We start from the raw sequence: 14328 nt of genomic DNA, 5'->3' as shown, positions 1-14328 counted from the left end.
CAAGTTTCAGGTTTTAAGAAGAACGTGAAACTTGAAACCTGAAACAAAAAAACTATTTTCTAATCACTTTTACTTGTGAGTCGTTTGTTAATTTGATGATTGTTGACGGTTTTCCGGCAACTTTATCATGGTATAAATTCACTACATAATCAACACCGTTTACAATTTCAGGGCTAATATCTTTAAAAGCTATAGGTGTTGGTTGTCCTGAGATATTGGCAGAAGTAGATACAAGAGGTTTCTTCATTCGTTCTAACAATTTAAAACAAAAAGGCTCTTTTACAAGACGTATTCCAAGAGAATTATCGGCTGCAATAATGTTTGGAGCCACATTTCTAGGTTCGTCCAGAATTAAAGTGGTTGGTTTTTCAGATAAATCCAGTATTTGCCAGGCAACTTCGGGAATGTTTTTAAAAACATTGTACATCATCTTTTCACCATTCATCAATACAATCATACTTTGGGTTTCGGCACGTTGTTTTAGTTTGTATATTTTTGCAACGGCTTCAGGATTAGTAGCGTCGCAGCCAATTCCCCAAACAGTATCAGTTGGATAAAGAATAATTCCACCTTCTTTGATGACTTCGTATGCTTTGATGATTTCTTCGTTCATTTTGTAAATTATAATAGACTCAGTTAAGATTGCAAAGTTATAAATTTTGCGACTAAATGCTTTTTATAAATTATCTAAAAAACGATAAGCCTTTTATTTCTTTGTTTTGGCAGATTTTGCTTTGGCCAAATTCATTAATGGTAACTCTATATACTTAAAAGTAAGCTGACAGATAAAAATTAAAGGAAAAACAGAAGCAGCAATAATAAGCCAGAATTCCCAATCGGTTAATGTTTTGGCTTTTTCAATTCCTATTACAAAATTAAACAGAATGTATAAAACAATCCCGTGTATTAAGTAAAGGCTATAAGTTACCTGCCCGAATTTACGTGAAAAAGCACTTGATAAAAGTCCGAAGAAATTATTTCCCGAAGCAACGATTAAAAACACAATCGATGTGATAATGATTGGGACAGGTTTTCTGCCACTATGAAAAAAGTATACCGATATCAATAGCAAAATAAGAGATAGAACAGCATATTTCTTTTGTTTTAAAACGGTTTCAAATCTTTTACTGTCTATTAGTAACGCTACACAAATCCCTCCGATAAACGGAATAAAATGCCTCAATGAAGATTTGTTTATAATCATTGTAATTGCAGCGGCAGCAAGGAATATAAAAAGTGTTTTGTAGTTTACTTTAATTTTAAAAAATAAAGCGATTAGCGGTAGTAAGAAATAAAAGACCCACTCATACGGCAATGTCCATGTTATTCCGGCATTTAAGATGCGGCTGTTTTCCAGTCCGTTAATGTCAAGATCTTTGCGAACATTAAAAAATATCCATGAAAGTATACTTTTTAAATTTTCAAGAAAAGGAACCTGAGCTGTAAAACCGGTTAAATACGCTACAATAAAAAATATAACAAGAACAGAGAAAAAATACATGGGAAAAAGCCTGTAGAATCGGGCTTTAATGTACTCTGTCCAGTCGATTTGTTTTGTTTTACTATTGATTAATTTGGTAGTAAATAAAAATGCAGTGATGACAAAAAAGAAAGCGACCGTAGTTTGCCCAAACTGATTAAATAAATTTGATTCGGGCTCATTCCACTCATTGCTTTGTAGAAAAAACCTCCAGATGTAACTGTGATGCAAGAAAACAAAAAAAGCGAGATAACCTCTTAAACCATCAATTTCGGGATAACGAATTTCGGTTAAATCTATTTTTACTATTTTATTGGTTAGTATTACAGCAATAACTAAAGCAATTAATACGGGTATTAAATACGTGTAAAGAGTGAAGTTCATTTCTTTTTTGATAGAATCACATTTTACCGTGATAGTTTTGTTCTGGATTAAATTTTTGCAAACATAACAAACGATTATTAATTGCAAAAGTATTATTGTTAAATTAAAATATACTGGAAAGCTACTTTTTGCAATCCAGTATATGATCATTTAATTTTATCTGATGGTCTGTGTATCAAAAGAAAGTAAGAACAAGAAACTCGTTCTCTTTAATAGCGGATTATTTTAAAACCACAATTTCGGTCCAGCCTTCCAAAGTATATTTGTGTAAAATAGAATCGGGTATTTTCTCGTACTCATTTTTAAAAAAATCAGCAGGAACCACCGGATTATTTTCATCGATGATTAAGATATTGTTCGGATTGTAAAAATCGTAGTTTTTGATATCTGAGTTTGTTGTGATTAGTTTTTTCTCTAAACCTAAACTTTCAAAAACCCTGAAGGTTAAACCAGCCTGACCAAGTCTGTTGATGTCTAAAAGTACTTTTGATCGGCTGATATAATCATTTACTTCAGACAAAGGCATGTGTTTTCTGATGTAAGTAATGTTTTTATCCTCGTCATTTTTCTTTTTGTCATATATAATGAACTTGAAATTTATATTTTGAGAAGCCAGATTGTTTGCAATTCGCTTTAAAATAGGCAGTCTTTTGTCTATAGAACTGATGTTGAAAACATCAAAATCAAATTGGTTGTTGTTTTCTGCAGATTTAGAAGTGTAAATCCAGTTTGAGGCAAATTTTAAATTGAATTTGGCGCAATCTTCTTTTTCGAATGAAAAAACTTCATCAAAACAATGCAGAACACGTTTGATTTTCGGGCAACGATATGTATTGTCATTAAAAAAGCCAACAGACTTTTTAGTATAGTTTTTGAACTCTAAAATGCTTTTTGGATCTATAAAATCTCCTTTTATAGTTAAAATAACATCCTGAATCTGATTGTTTTTTTGTAACTGATTTATAATTTCTTTTCCATAATGCAGGTGCTTTAAATTTGTTTTGAAAAAAGCTTTTAGAATAAAATTATTAGCTTTATGCAATACAGAAGGATATTTGTATTTAAACGTGTTAAAATCGATATGATGAACAACATGTCCTTGTTTTTCCAGACTTGACGCAATATGTTTGTTGAGGCCCCAGTTATCAAGACTTATTAAGGTTATATACATTATCTGTGAAATTGTTTTTATTAGTTGGTAAAACTAGCTAAATTTGCTGAAACAATTTTTATGATTTTAAGATTAAATCGCGGATATGAAAAATTTGAAAATATTCTTCTTGAATATATTCAGTTTTTTAATACCAAAGGAGAAGACTTTGTCATTGGTCAGCGTAATCAGATAAAACTTTTTGATTTAGACAATCAAAAAATAAATATAAAATCGTTTAAGGTTCCGCATTTAATAAATAAAATAGCCTACAAATATTTTAGAAAATCAAAAGCAAAACGTTCTTTTGAGTTTGCAAACCGATTATTGGAACTTGGCGTTGGTACACCAAAACCAATTGCTTTTGCAGAGTTTTCTTCGATTGTAGGTTTAGAGAAAAGTTTTTATGTCAGTGAACAATTGGTTTGTGATCTGACTTACAGAGAACTTGTAGAAATTCCTGATTTTCCGGATCACGACAATATATTAAGGCAATTCACAAAATTCAGTTTTGATCTTCATGAAAAAGGAATCGAATTTTTAGATCATTCGCCGGGAAATACTTTGATTAAAAAGAATGCCAGTGGAAATTATGACTTCTTTCTGGTTGATTTAAACCGAATGGAATTTCATGCGTCAATGTCTTTTGAAATGCGTATGAAAAATTTGTGTCGTCTGACTCCGTTAAAAGAAATGGTGGCAGTAATGAGCAATGAATATGCAAAGTTTTACAAAGAAGAATCTGAGCAAAAGATTTTTGAAACTTTATGGAAATTTACATCAGATTTTCAGGAACAGTTTTATAGAAAAAAACGTCTGAAAAAGAAATTTAAATTCTGGAAGAAGTAATACGTTTTAGTTCTTTGTACCTAATAAAGATACTGTAAGCGTTTAAATAGCATATCGTGATTCCTTTAGTGCCGTCCAAAAAGCCCAAGCGAATTATAAATTGATATAAAAAAGTATATAAAGGATGAAAAGCCATTAATAAAAAAGATGGTTTTTGTCCTTTTTTTAATTTTTCACGAGCTTTAAAAATTCCATATTGATACATTTTTGCCTGATAATCCGAGAAAGAAATATATGAAAAGTGTATTATTTTATTTTTTAAGGTAGAAATTCGGCCATTTACAACTAGTTTTTCATGAACCATTCTTTCTTCATTGTAACGGCAATCTGATTTATTAAAAAGGCGGAAAATTTTATCGGTCTGCCATCCGCTAAAATTGAGTTTTTTGTTTTTAAACATAAAAGTGCGGTAGACAAGATAGGCGCTCGCAGCATTTTTGTCATTTATGACCGAACTAATTTCAGCTTTTAAATCCGGAGTCAGTTGTTCATCAGCATCGATAAACAATATCCAGGAATTTTTGGCCTGATTTAAAGCAAAATTGCGCTGCGAAGTATAATTAATAAAAGGATTCTGAATTAATTTTACATTAGGGAATGATTCGACGATATTAACCGTCTGATCCGTGCTATAAGAATCAACAACGATTATTTCATCGGCAAAATCAATATCTTCAAGAAGCGATTTTATGCGATATTCTTCGTTAAGCGTAATAATCAGAACTGATAATTTTTGCTTTTCATTCATAGGAATGCTTTTTACTTTTTCAATTTTTATATTCTTGAAAATAAGCTTCTAATTTTTTCAGCATAAGTTCCAGAGGATACTCTGCATAATATTCAAAAGTATGCTCCTTAATATATTGTTCAGTATGTTGTTCGTAGATTTCCGGTTTTAGATCTTTTAGGTGAATTGAGGCGTTTTTGGCTTCGTTTTCAAATAATTGCCAGGTTTCTTTTCTTACTGAAGGAGTAAAAATTGAAAAAGTTGGAATTTCAAGTGCTTTTGCCATATTTACAGCACCGCCTTCGTTTCCTATTAACATCTCACATTGAGATAATAATGCTAAAAACGGACGTAGTTCTGTACAGTATAAATCAAAAACAATATGTTTTTTAGTCTCTTCTGTGCAATAATTATAGACTTCTAAGGCTTGCTCTTTCTGATCCGGAATGTAATTGAAAATAATTGTAGCATTCGTTTTAGCGACAGTAAAATCAATAATTTTTGCCATTCCCTCAAGAGGATACGTTTTATAAACCTCGCTTCCCAGGATACCAAACATAATCAATGGCTTTTCACTATCGATATTGTAGCTTTTTAAAAGATCTTTTGCTTCAGCAATTTCAGATTCTTTTAGAAAGATTTTAGGTTTTACATCTGTAATTTTTTCTGAGATGAAAGGTTTTAGCAGTAATAATCTGTTTTCGATAGCCAGACCGTATTCAGATTTAATGGCATCAAAACGTTCGTAACTATGGTTGTAAAATACATTAGAATACCATTTGTGGTAAGAAACTTTATACTTTGCCCCGGAAAATAGCGTAATCAGGTTGGTTTCTAGTTTACTGTAAACATCAATTACAGCATTGTATTTTCTTTTTCTGATCTGAAAAATAAATTTAAACAAAGAAGGAATAGATTTTCTAACCTTATTGGTTAACGGAATAATAGTATCAATGTTTGGATTTTCTTTTAAAACATCTACGGAATTAGGATAACACATATAGTCTATCTTAGCTTCCGGAAACTTAGTTTTTAAGTTGTTACAGATTATTGTACTTGTTAATACGTCTCCAATTCTCTTTTGCTGAATAACTAATATTCTCATTTGTTTTTATAATTCAATTTGCAGGCTAAAGTACAAACTATTTTAGTTAGTGTACAAGTGATGCCCGCAATAAGATTAAACTAAACGAAAAAGTTATATTTTTGTGGTCAATAAATTAAAATTTACGATGGGAATTAGTGGTTTGGTTATTACTTTCAACGAAGAAAAAAACATTGGAAAATGTATTGATGCTTTATTAAAAGTTTGCAATGAGGTTATTATTGTAGACTCTTTTAGTAAAGATCGTACAGTTGAAATTGCCAAAGAAAAAGGTGCAATAGTTATTGAGCAGGCTTTTCTGGGTGATGGGCCGCAACGTACACATGGTTTGCCTTATTGCAAAAACGACTGGATTTTAAATCTTGATGCCGATGAATTTCTGGATAAAGATGCTGAGCAATATATTTTGGATAAAAAATATCTGGAAGGAAATTATGATGCCTTTAGTTTTAGAGTGAAAAACTTTTTAGGAAACAAATTAATCGATTTCTCGGGCTGGTACCCAGATCATAAAGTTCGTTTCTTTAATAAACAAACGGCACGTCCTTCAGATTCTATTGTACATCAGAAAATCATAACTCAAAACGAAAAGAAAGTTGCAGTGCATATTCTGCATTATGGCTGGGATTCCTTAGATCAGATTATTGCCAAAAAGAACCAATATTCTGGTTGGCATGCGCAACAATTATTTGATCAGGGAAAAAGAATTAATGCTTTTAAACCGGTTCTTAATGGTACAGTAGCTTTTGTGCGTTGTTACTTTTTTAAGAAAGGAATTTTTAATGGTATCGACGGATTGTCAATTGCAATGATTCAGAGTTTTTTCTCTTATATGAAATATGCAAAGCTTTTAAAACTCCAAAAAGAAACTGAAAGCAAAAGAAACCATTAAATTTTGAGCAATATTTTGCGGGTAATTATAAATGACGATTTAAAAAACAATAAATAGTGTCTTTAAAAAGTTCAGGATCAAATTTTATATAAATTTGATCCTTTTTTTATGATTTATAATCAGAGATGTAATCTAAAATTCCGGAGATATAATTTAAAGGCTATAGTGTGTTTTGCAGATAAATTTTTATTATTTCCTGTCTTGAAGTTGCCAGTATACCAACATCGAAAGTAAATAATAAGATGCTAATTTATGATGGTTCCATTTTGGTGTTTTATTATCGATTCAATATAGAAAAGTAATATTAAAGTAGTATTTTTACGTAAAAATCCTACAAAATAATGAAAAAGCTGCCAATTTTAATGTATCATAATGTCTGCCTGTCAAAAGCGGAACAAAGTAGTTTAACCATTTCCGTTCAGAATTTAGAAAAACAATTTAAATATTTAACCGAAAATAAGTATATCACATTTCATTTTACAGAATTAGCAAATCTATTTAGAATTCCTCCAAAAAGTATCATTTTGACCTTTGATGATGTCGCTGAAAATCAATTGATTTATGTAATTCCATTATTAGAAAAATACAATTTAAAGGCTAGTTTTTTTATCCCGTTTCATTGTATAAAAAAGACTGATTTCGTGGATGATTATAAGGATGATAGCAGTCAAAAAATAATGAGTATGGACCAGTTAAAAAAAGTTCCGTCTGATTTAGTTGAATTGGGGTATCATTCTTATGAGTGTAAAAAATACAGATTATTAAATATAGAGGGAATTGAAAATAGTTTTTTGAAATGTGAAGAAGTTCTAAAAAATAATAATCTAAAGGTTTGTCCTGCATTTGCTTGTCCGTATGAGGATTATCCAAAAACGAAAAGTAAGAATAGCGTCTTAAAAAATTTTTTGTCTGAAAATGCTATGAAATTTGGATTAAGGAGAGGAAATCGTTCGGATGCATTTCCTTTTAAGGATCGATATAAAATTAAACGAATTGATATTAAAGGAACAGATAATCTGTTGGCTTTTAAGCTTAAACTTAAATTTGGGAGATTCAGTTTATTTTAGGTTTTTTGATTAATATTGTTTTTGTATATCTTGATAAACGTTATATGCAGAGGCAGTTGCAAATTTGAGATAAGCCCTTTTTGTAGGCTCTATTTGCTTCAAAACATACATTAATTGTTTTGTTTGCTGCTAAATTGGAAAAGGACTTTGAGGGCAGAGTGAATCATGTAGTTTTTTAATGAATGTGATTTTAGACTGAAAGATCCTGTTTATTAAAAAAAAAAGCAATAAAAAAAATCCAAATTCCAATTGATATAGATTGGGATTTGGATTTTTTTTATTTGGAATTTAAAATTTATACAGCAACGTCGTATTCACGTAGTGCATTATTTAAAGATGTTTTTAAATCTGTAGATGGTTTACGGGTACCAATGATTAAAGCACATGGAACCTGAAATTCTCCGGCAGCAAATTTCTTAGTGTAACTTCCTGGAATTACAACAGAACGTGCAGGAACAAAACCTTTCATTTCAACAGGCTCGTCACCAGTTACATCGATAATTTTTGTTGAGGCAGTCAAACAAACGTTTGCTCCAAGAACAGCTTCTTTACCAACATGTACACCTTCTACAACAATACAACGAGAACCAATAAAAGCACCATCTTCTATAATAACCGGAGCAGCTTGTAATGGCTCTAAAACGCCACCAATACCAACACCACCGCTCAAGTGAACATTTTTCCCAATTTGAGCGCAGCTTCCTACAGTTGCCCAAGTGTCAACCATAGTACCTTCGTCAACATAAGCACCAATATTTACATAACTTGGCATTAAGATAACACCACTTGAAATATAAGCTCCATAACGTGCAACAGCATTTGGTACTACACGAATTCCTTTTTCAGCATAACCTCTTTTTAGCAACATTTTATCGTGGTATTCAAAAATACCAGATTCCCATGTTTCCATTTTTTGAATTGGAAAATACATTACAACCGCTTTCTTTACCCATTCGTTTACCTGCCAACCGTCAGCAACTGGTTCGGCAACACGTAATTTTCCGGCATCTACAAGTTCGATAACTTCTCTGATAGCATCAGTTGTTGTAGTTTCTTGCAATAAAGCTCTGTTTTCCCAAGCTTGTTCTATTATAGTCTGTAAAGAATTCATAAGTTTTAATTTTTGGCAAAGATAACGTATTTGTAGAAAAGCAAAAAAGTAAAAGCTTTTGAAAGTGTTATACATGTAACATTTTGTTTGTAATTTGATATAAAAACTCAGTCTATAGTAAATTGATTTTGGTTTATAAACCACTAAAAGTTTTTTTACTATCAAAATATGACAAAAATCAGATTTTGATTTTTTTCTTCGTTTTATTTTTGTCGGATTAATTCTAAGAAATTCGAATTAAAATTTACCAATCCAAATAACATTTATAAGCAGTAAAAAATGAATCAGGAAAATCAACTTCGAACTCCAATCACCGTCATCGATAAAGAAGTTACATGGGATAAAACACAAGTAATTATGAGTAAAACAAATGCTTTTGGTATTATTGAATATGCCAATGAAGTTTTTGTTGATGTTTGTGGTTACGAGGATTATGAATTAATGGGACAGCCTCATAATATAATTCGTCATCCGGATATGCCAAAAGTTATTTTTAAGGTCCTTTGGGAGAACCTTAAAGCTGGAAAAAACTTCCATGCTATTGTGAAAAATTTAGCAAAATCAGGTCGTTATTACTGGGTTATTACCGACTTTGAGATCGCAAAAGATGAAAATGGTGCAATTGCGAATTTTTTTGGAAGAAGACAAGCCGTTCCACAAGAAGTAATTGCAATGCATATTGAACCGTTATACAAAAAGCTGCTTCAAATTGAGGCTGCCAGCGGAGTAGAATTCAGTGAGAAATATTTAATAGGTTTTCTGGAAGAAAAAAAGAGATCCTATGTAGAGTATATTAAAGAGTTGATCTTTGAGCACGAGAAATCGCAGGCAAAATTTGCTCAGTACGAAGAACAAGATGAGGAAGAAGAAGAGGGAAGAGGTTTCTTCAGACGATTATTTAATCGATAAATAAGAGTTTTTTAGGTTCACATATTTAGGTTCTGGTCCGTTTTGAGTTTTCTCAGAACGGACTTTTGTTTTTAGTAAAAATTGTGGATTAAAGTTGTAATTTTGATTCTGAAAAAATGCTGCAAATGAGCTTAATATTTTTCTTTTTTAAAAAATTATAAAATGCCAAGAATTCTCTCTATAGATTACGGACAAAAACGTACCGGAATTGCAGTTACCGATGAAATGCAGATTATTGCTTCGGGTCTAACCACAATTCCAACTAATACTTTGATCGATTTTTTAAAAGATTATTTCGCAAAAGAAAAGGTCGAAGCAGTCTTAGTTGGCGAGCCAAAGCAAATGAACGGACAACCGTCTGAAAGTGCATCGATAATAAAAGGTTTTGTGACTCATTTTTCGAATATTTTTCCTGAAATGAAAGTCATTCGTGTAGATGAACGTTTTACTTCAAAAATGGCATTTCAAACGATGATTGACAGCGGACTAAGCAAAAAACAACGTCAAAATAAAGGATTGATTGATGAAATTTCTGCAACGATTATGCTTCAGGATTATCTTTCTTCAAATCGCTTTTAGATGTAATTTCTTCGGAATTTACTTTTTCACAAAAAAATATGATTTTCTAACTTTTATCGTGTGAAAATTAGTTTTTTTTTGCAATTGAAAAAAGTACCTTTGCACTTTAAAAACAAATTACTGTTATGCCTGACAATACAATACGTTCCAATAGTGAAGTAGTGCTTATTGGAGCTGGAATTATGAGCGCAACTCTTGGATTAATTTTAAAAGAGTTACAGCCAGATATTAAAATTGAAATTTACGAAAGATTAGATGTGGCAGCTGCCGAAAGTTCTGATGCATGGAATAATGCCGGAACCGGACACTCTGCTTTTTGTGAATTAAATTATACCCCAGAAAAGGCCGACGGAAGTATAGATCCTAAAAAAGCAATCAGTATTGCAGAATCTTTTGAGATTTCTCGTCAGTTTTGGTCTTATTTAGTACAAGAAAATAAAGTAGTATCTCCGGAAAATTTTATTAAAAGTGTTCCGCATATGAGTTTTGTATGGGGAGATAAAAATATAAAGTATCTTAAAAAAAGATTCGATGCGCTGCAAAGCAATCCAATTTTTTCTCAAATGGAATTCAGTTCAGATTTTGAGCAACTAAAAAAATGGATGCCACTTGTTATGGAAGGAAGAGAAGCTACTGACAAACTAGCGGCAACTCACATGGAAATTGGTACCGATGTAAATTTTGGTGCCCTGACAAGAAGCATGTTTAATTATCTTGAAAAACTTGACGGCGTAACTTTATACTTTAATCATGAGGTTAAAAAATTAAAGCAACGTGAAGATAAATCCTGGAGAATTAAAATTACAGATATTTCAACAGGGCAAAAACGTAAAGCCTATACCAAATTTGTTTTTATTGGAGCAGGAGGAGGTTCATTACCTTTACTTGAAAAAGCAAATGTACCGGAAGGAAACGGTTACGGAGGTTTCCCGGTAAGTGGACAATGGTTAAAATGTACCAATCCGGAAGTTATTGCAAAACATCAGGCAAAAGTATACGGGAAAGCAAGTGTTGGAGCGCCTCCAATGTCTGTTCCTCATATCGATACGCGTGTTATTGATGGTGAAAAAGCACTTCTTTTTGGGCCTTTCGCCGGGTTTTCAACCCGTTTCTTAAAAAATGGTTCTTATTTAGATCTACCATTATCAATAAAGGCAAACAATTTAATCCCAATGTTATCAGCGGGATACCATAATATTCCGTTAACCAAATACTTAATCGAGCAAGTTCGTCAGTCTCCAAAAGACAGAATGAAAGCACTTCGCGAATATTTGCCTTCGGCACGTTCTAAGGATTGGAAATTAGAAAAAGCAGGACAACGTGTACAGGTGATCAAAAAAGATGAAAAAGAAGGCGGAGTATTGGAGTTTGGTACAGAGGTAATCAATACACATGATGGATCTCTGGCAGTTTTATTAGGAGCTTCTCCGGGAGCATCAACTGCCGTTGCTATTATGGTTGATTTGATTAGCAGATGTTTTACAAATCAGATTAAAACGCCGGAATGGGAAGCGAAAATAAAACAAATGATTCCTTCTTACGGACAAACTTTAAATGATAAACCAGAGCTTTTGGAAGAAGTTAGAAAACATACTTCTCAAGTTTTGAAATTAAATAATTAAGCTTAAGCTTTTGTATAAAAACAACAAATCCAGATGAATTAATCTGGATTTGTTGCTTTAAGTTCTTTTGTTATTTTTAAAATCTTCTCAGCAAGATTGCTCATCCAGATCAATTGTTCAATTACCATTTGGGCTTCCTGCATTTTGGCCTGGCGGGTTTCTTTATCCAGATCATCATCATCTGCCAGACGCTTAAAGTTAACACGTTTAAGCTCTTCAAACTGCAGCGTAACATCATCTTTGTCAAAAAAAGTATCATTTATTACGGTTTCATTTCGCAAAACCGAAATCGACTGATCTAGATTGGATAAAATCGTTTTTATGATATAATTAAAAGATTCTGAGGCTGATGTGGTTTGATGTGATTGAATATAAGTTGACAATGAAGCCAAAGCAGACAATATAGAATGATTTAAAACCACTAATTTATTGACTAAAGGAAGTGTTTTTTGTTTTGACTTTGGTTCCTGCATCATTCGCTGAAAAGAAGTCATTAAATTACCAACTTCAACAAATGCATGTTTTCTGGCTAAGCGATACGAAGTTGGAACTTCTCCTTTTTTGTTATAAAAATCGGCAATTTCTTTAAGATAGTTTCTGTTTGCCCGAACCGAATTTTCAATATGTATAGGTGTATTGATGAACTCCCATGCTGGCCATAAAAATTGATTTGCAATAAAAGCTAAAATTGCTCCGGTAAGCGAATCCAGTATCCTAAACTGAATCACTTCTACAACATTTGGAGTTAGAATTCCGTATATAAAAACGACATACATTGTAACAAACGTTGCGCTTATTTTATAGTTTATCTGTGTAAATGAAATTCCTAAGAGCATGCAAACAATAGAAAAAATACTCAGCGCAACGTGATTTTGAATTACCGAAACAATTCCAAAAGCAAGCAATCCGCCCAAAAGAGTTCCGAAAATTCTATTATACGAGCGTTCCTTTGTTAAACCATAACCCGGCCGCATGATTACCACAATTGTAAGTAAGATCCAGTATACATTTTGAAACGGAAGAATCTTGCCCAGAAAAAAACCAAGCATAATCGTAATGGTCAATCTAAGTGAATGCCTGAAAATAGAAGATGAAAAGGTTAGGTTTTCTATTAAAGTACGCAAAGGATAATATTGCGGAGTCAGGAATTTTTCGAGCTCTTTGTCTTTGTCTTTCAGTTTGTAAGATTGCATAGCAAGTGAAAAAGCACGCTGAATAATCTTGATTTTTCCAACTTGGTTTTTTGCATATTTCAGCATATTGGTCAACATCAGAACGCCTTCAGAAGCTTCTTCTTTGCCTAAACTTTTTTCGTAATCGAAAATAGCAAATTCTAGAGCATCCAGCTCATTCTTTAAATCATTTTTATCTACATATACAGAAATATGATGAACATTTTTAGAAAGCTTTTTTAAGGTCGAGGCCAATTTGTATGCTACATTCTGGTATGTTCTTAATACTTCAGGATGTTGGGCAAACTTTTCATGAAGTTTACTATGATCAAAAGAGGTGTATAGCGCCAGTTCCTGAATTTCTACCAATGTTATAAAAACCAGTAACATCTTACGGTTTTGAGCTGTTGCTCCGGAAGTGTTTTGATTGCCAATCAGCATTTTTCTAAGATCTTCATGAATCAAGTTCAATTCAACCTGAACGGCAAGTTGTTTTTCGATAATAGTTTCTCTGTTAGCTTCTGGATTCCAGAGATCGCCTCTTAGTTTTAAATACTTGGCAGTTAATTTGATTCCTTCTGCAATTTGAAGTTCAACATATTTATAAGGTTGAATAAAATGGAATATAAGTGCAATAATAAGGTATAAAATTCCACCTATAAAAATGAATCCCGAATATTCAAAAGCTTCCCAGCCTTCGTGTAAATGTCCAAATGATAATGAGATTGATAACAACGCAGAGAAAGAAACCAATGTTGCTCGCTGCCCATAAACTGAAATCATAGAACATAAAAAAAGTAAAAAGCCAAGAAAGGGATAAAATAAAAAGGGATACGGATAAGCAAGATTGACTAGTAAATTTACTCCCGAAACAATAAATGAAGCAACAATAAGTCCTTTTATTTTATGGTTTAATGAACTTGGAATATCACTAGGGTAGGTGTAGAATGCTCCTAAAGCAATGGTAAAACCTATTTCAAAATGACCTAAAAAGTTCAAAATCAATACAGGAACAACAGAAGCAATAGTTACTTTTGAAGCATTTAAAAATGAAGTACTATTGGTAAATTTTGAAATTCGATCGATCATATAAAGAGGTTTACTAACAAAGGTAAGAATTGTACGAATTAATTTGGCATAATTATGGATGAGATTTTGACAGACTGGCAAAAAATAAGATATTATATACTGTTTAGGATTATTCGTAGACTATTTTTTACTATTTTTGCCAGCTGAATTATGGGAAACTAAATTCAGTTTTTCAGTAGATAATAGAATAAA

Annotated in this window: 13 protein-coding genes; 6 read left to right on the top strand and 7 right to left on the bottom strand. The window is 32.0% G+C overall.

Annotated features, from left to right (window positions below; translation table 11 throughout):
• Window positions 1–52 precede the first annotated feature (52 nt).
• From OLM51_RS15280 to OLM51_RS15270, 3 genes are all read right to left on the bottom strand, one after another.
• Entirely contained in the window at window positions 53–613 is a 561-nt protein-coding gene (locus OLM51_RS15280; protein ID WP_155100773.1) for an L-threonylcarbamoyladenylate synthase, read from the bottom strand.
• A 93-nt stretch (window positions 614–706) separates the two neighbouring features.
• On the bottom strand, window positions 707–1864 hold the full coding sequence (locus tag OLM51_RS15275; RefSeq protein WP_264551461.1) for an acyltransferase family protein: 1158 nt from the start codon (window positions 1862–1864) through the stop codon (window positions 707–709).
• A 220-nt stretch (window positions 1865–2084) separates the two neighbouring features.
• Window positions 2085–3035: a hypothetical protein gene (locus OLM51_RS15270; protein WP_264551460.1), complete on the bottom strand. Its 951-nt coding sequence runs from the start codon at window positions 3033–3035 to the stop codon at window positions 2085–2087.
• Window positions 3036–3095: 60 nt separating this feature from the next.
• Here OLM51_RS15270 and OLM51_RS15265 point away from each other — a divergent pair, with 60 nt between their 5' ends.
• The gene (locus OLM51_RS15265) at window positions 3096–3863 is read left to right on the top strand and encodes a lipopolysaccharide kinase InaA family protein (protein WP_264551459.1); all 768 of its coding nucleotides are present in this window, start codon (window positions 3096–3098) and stop codon (window positions 3861–3863) included.
• Here OLM51_RS15265 and OLM51_RS15260 read toward each other — a convergent pair.
• Together OLM51_RS15260 and OLM51_RS15255 are read right to left on the bottom strand one after the other, a co-directional pair.
• Entirely contained in the window at window positions 3844–4611 is a 768-nt protein-coding gene (locus tag OLM51_RS15260) for a glycosyltransferase family 2 protein (RefSeq protein WP_264551458.1), read from the bottom strand. The two genes, OLM51_RS15265 and OLM51_RS15260, sit on opposite strands and share 20 nt — an antisense overlap.
• 19 nt (window positions 4612–4630) lie before the next feature.
• A complete protein-coding gene (locus tag OLM51_RS15255) occupies window positions 4631–5695 on the bottom strand; it encodes a glycosyltransferase family 9 protein (RefSeq protein WP_264551457.1) in 1065 nt (354 codons plus the stop codon).
• A 127-nt stretch (window positions 5696–5822) separates the two neighbouring features.
• Here OLM51_RS15255 and OLM51_RS15250 point away from each other — a divergent pair, with 127 nt between their 5' ends.
• Entirely contained in the window at window positions 5823–6587 is a 765-nt protein-coding gene (locus OLM51_RS15250) for a glycosyltransferase family 2 protein (RefSeq protein WP_264554296.1), read from the top strand.
• Window positions 6588–6928: 341 nt separating this feature from the next.
• Window positions 6929–7654, top strand: a complete 726-nt coding sequence (locus OLM51_RS15245; RefSeq protein ID WP_264551456.1) for a polysaccharide deacetylase family protein — start codon at window positions 6929–6931, stop codon at window positions 7652–7654.
• 295 nt (window positions 7655–7949) lie between these two features.
• Here the strand turns inward: OLM51_RS15245 and OLM51_RS15240 are convergent, their stop codons facing one another.
• Complete coding sequence (locus OLM51_RS15240; RefSeq protein WP_264551455.1) at window positions 7950–8765, bottom strand: 2,3,4,5-tetrahydropyridine-2,6-dicarboxylate N-succinyltransferase; 816 nt, start codon at window positions 8763–8765, stop codon at window positions 7950–7952.
• Between the two features lie 279 nt (window positions 8766–9044).
• Here OLM51_RS15240 and OLM51_RS15235 point away from each other — a divergent pair, with 279 nt between their 5' ends.
• From OLM51_RS15235 to OLM51_RS15225, 3 genes are all read left to right on the top strand, one after another.
• Entirely contained in the window at window positions 9045–9674 is a 630-nt protein-coding gene (locus OLM51_RS15235) for a PAS domain-containing protein (protein ID WP_264551454.1), read from the top strand.
• 162 nt (window positions 9675–9836) lie between these two features.
• On the top strand, window positions 9837–10253 hold the full coding sequence (ruvX, locus tag OLM51_RS15230) for a Holliday junction resolvase RuvX (RefSeq protein WP_264551453.1): 417 nt from the start codon (window positions 9837–9839) through the stop codon (window positions 10251–10253).
• Window positions 10254–10378: 125 nt separating this feature from the next.
• On the top strand, window positions 10379–11875 hold the full coding sequence (locus OLM51_RS15225) for a malate:quinone oxidoreductase (RefSeq protein ID WP_264551452.1): 1497 nt from the start codon (window positions 10379–10381) through the stop codon (window positions 11873–11875).
• Window positions 11876–11913: 38 nt separating this feature from the next.
• Here OLM51_RS15225 and OLM51_RS15220 read toward each other — a convergent pair whose 3' ends face one another.
• The gene (locus OLM51_RS15220) at window positions 11914–14136 is read right to left on the bottom strand and encodes an FUSC family protein (protein ID WP_264551451.1); all 2223 of its coding nucleotides are present in this window, start codon (window positions 14134–14136) and stop codon (window positions 11914–11916) included.
• Window positions 14137–14328 lie beyond the last annotated feature (192 nt).

Source organism: Flavobacterium sp. N2038 (assembly GCF_025947185.1).
Taxonomy (GTDB): domain Bacteria; phylum Bacteroidota; class Bacteroidia; order Flavobacteriales; family Flavobacteriaceae; genus Flavobacterium.
The sequence above is the reverse complement of the archived record's forward strand: the minus strand, read 5'-3'. Positions and strand labels throughout refer to the sequence as shown.

Excerpts from the sequence above, each read along its gene's own strand:
- OLM51_RS15280 (WP_155100773.1), bottom strand. The coding sequence starts at position 613 with ATGAACGAAGAAATCATCAAAGCATACGAAGTCATCAAAGAAGGTGGA.
- OLM51_RS15275 (WP_264551461.1), bottom strand. The coding sequence starts at position 1,864 with ATGAACTTCACTCTTTACACGTATTTAATACCCGTATTAATTGCTTTA.
- OLM51_RS15270 (WP_264551460.1), bottom strand. The coding sequence starts at position 3,035 with ATGTATATAACCTTAATAAGTCTTGATAACTGGGGCCTCAACAAACAT.
- OLM51_RS15265 (WP_264551459.1), top strand. The coding sequence starts at position 3,096 with ATGATTTTAAGATTAAATCGCGGATATGAAAAATTTGAAAATATTCTT.
- OLM51_RS15260 (WP_264551458.1), bottom strand. The coding sequence starts at position 4,611 with ATGAATGAAAAGCAAAAATTATCAGTTCTGATTATTACGCTTAACGAA.
- OLM51_RS15255 (WP_264551457.1), bottom strand. The coding sequence starts at position 5,695 with ATGAGAATATTAGTTATTCAGCAAAAGAGAATTGGAGACGTATTAACA.
- OLM51_RS15250 (WP_264554296.1), top strand. The coding sequence starts at position 5,823 with ATGGGAATTAGTGGTTTGGTTATTACTTTCAACGAAGAAAAAAACATT.
- OLM51_RS15245 (WP_264551456.1), top strand. The coding sequence starts at position 6,929 with ATGAAAAAGCTGCCAATTTTAATGTATCATAATGTCTGCCTGTCAAAA.
- OLM51_RS15240 (WP_264551455.1), bottom strand. The coding sequence starts at position 8,765 with ATGAATTCTTTACAGACTATAATAGAACAAGCTTGGGAAAACAGAGCT.
- OLM51_RS15235 (WP_264551454.1), top strand. The coding sequence starts at position 9,045 with ATGAATCAGGAAAATCAACTTCGAACTCCAATCACCGTCATCGATAAA.
- ruvX (WP_264551453.1), top strand. The coding sequence starts at position 9,837 with ATGCCAAGAATTCTCTCTATAGATTACGGACAAAAACGTACCGGAATT.
- OLM51_RS15225 (WP_264551452.1), top strand. The coding sequence starts at position 10,379 with ATGCCTGACAATACAATACGTTCCAATAGTGAAGTAGTGCTTATTGGA.
- OLM51_RS15220 (WP_264551451.1), bottom strand. The coding sequence starts at position 14,136 with ATGATCGATCGAATTTCAAAATTTACCAATAGTACTTCATTTTTAAAT.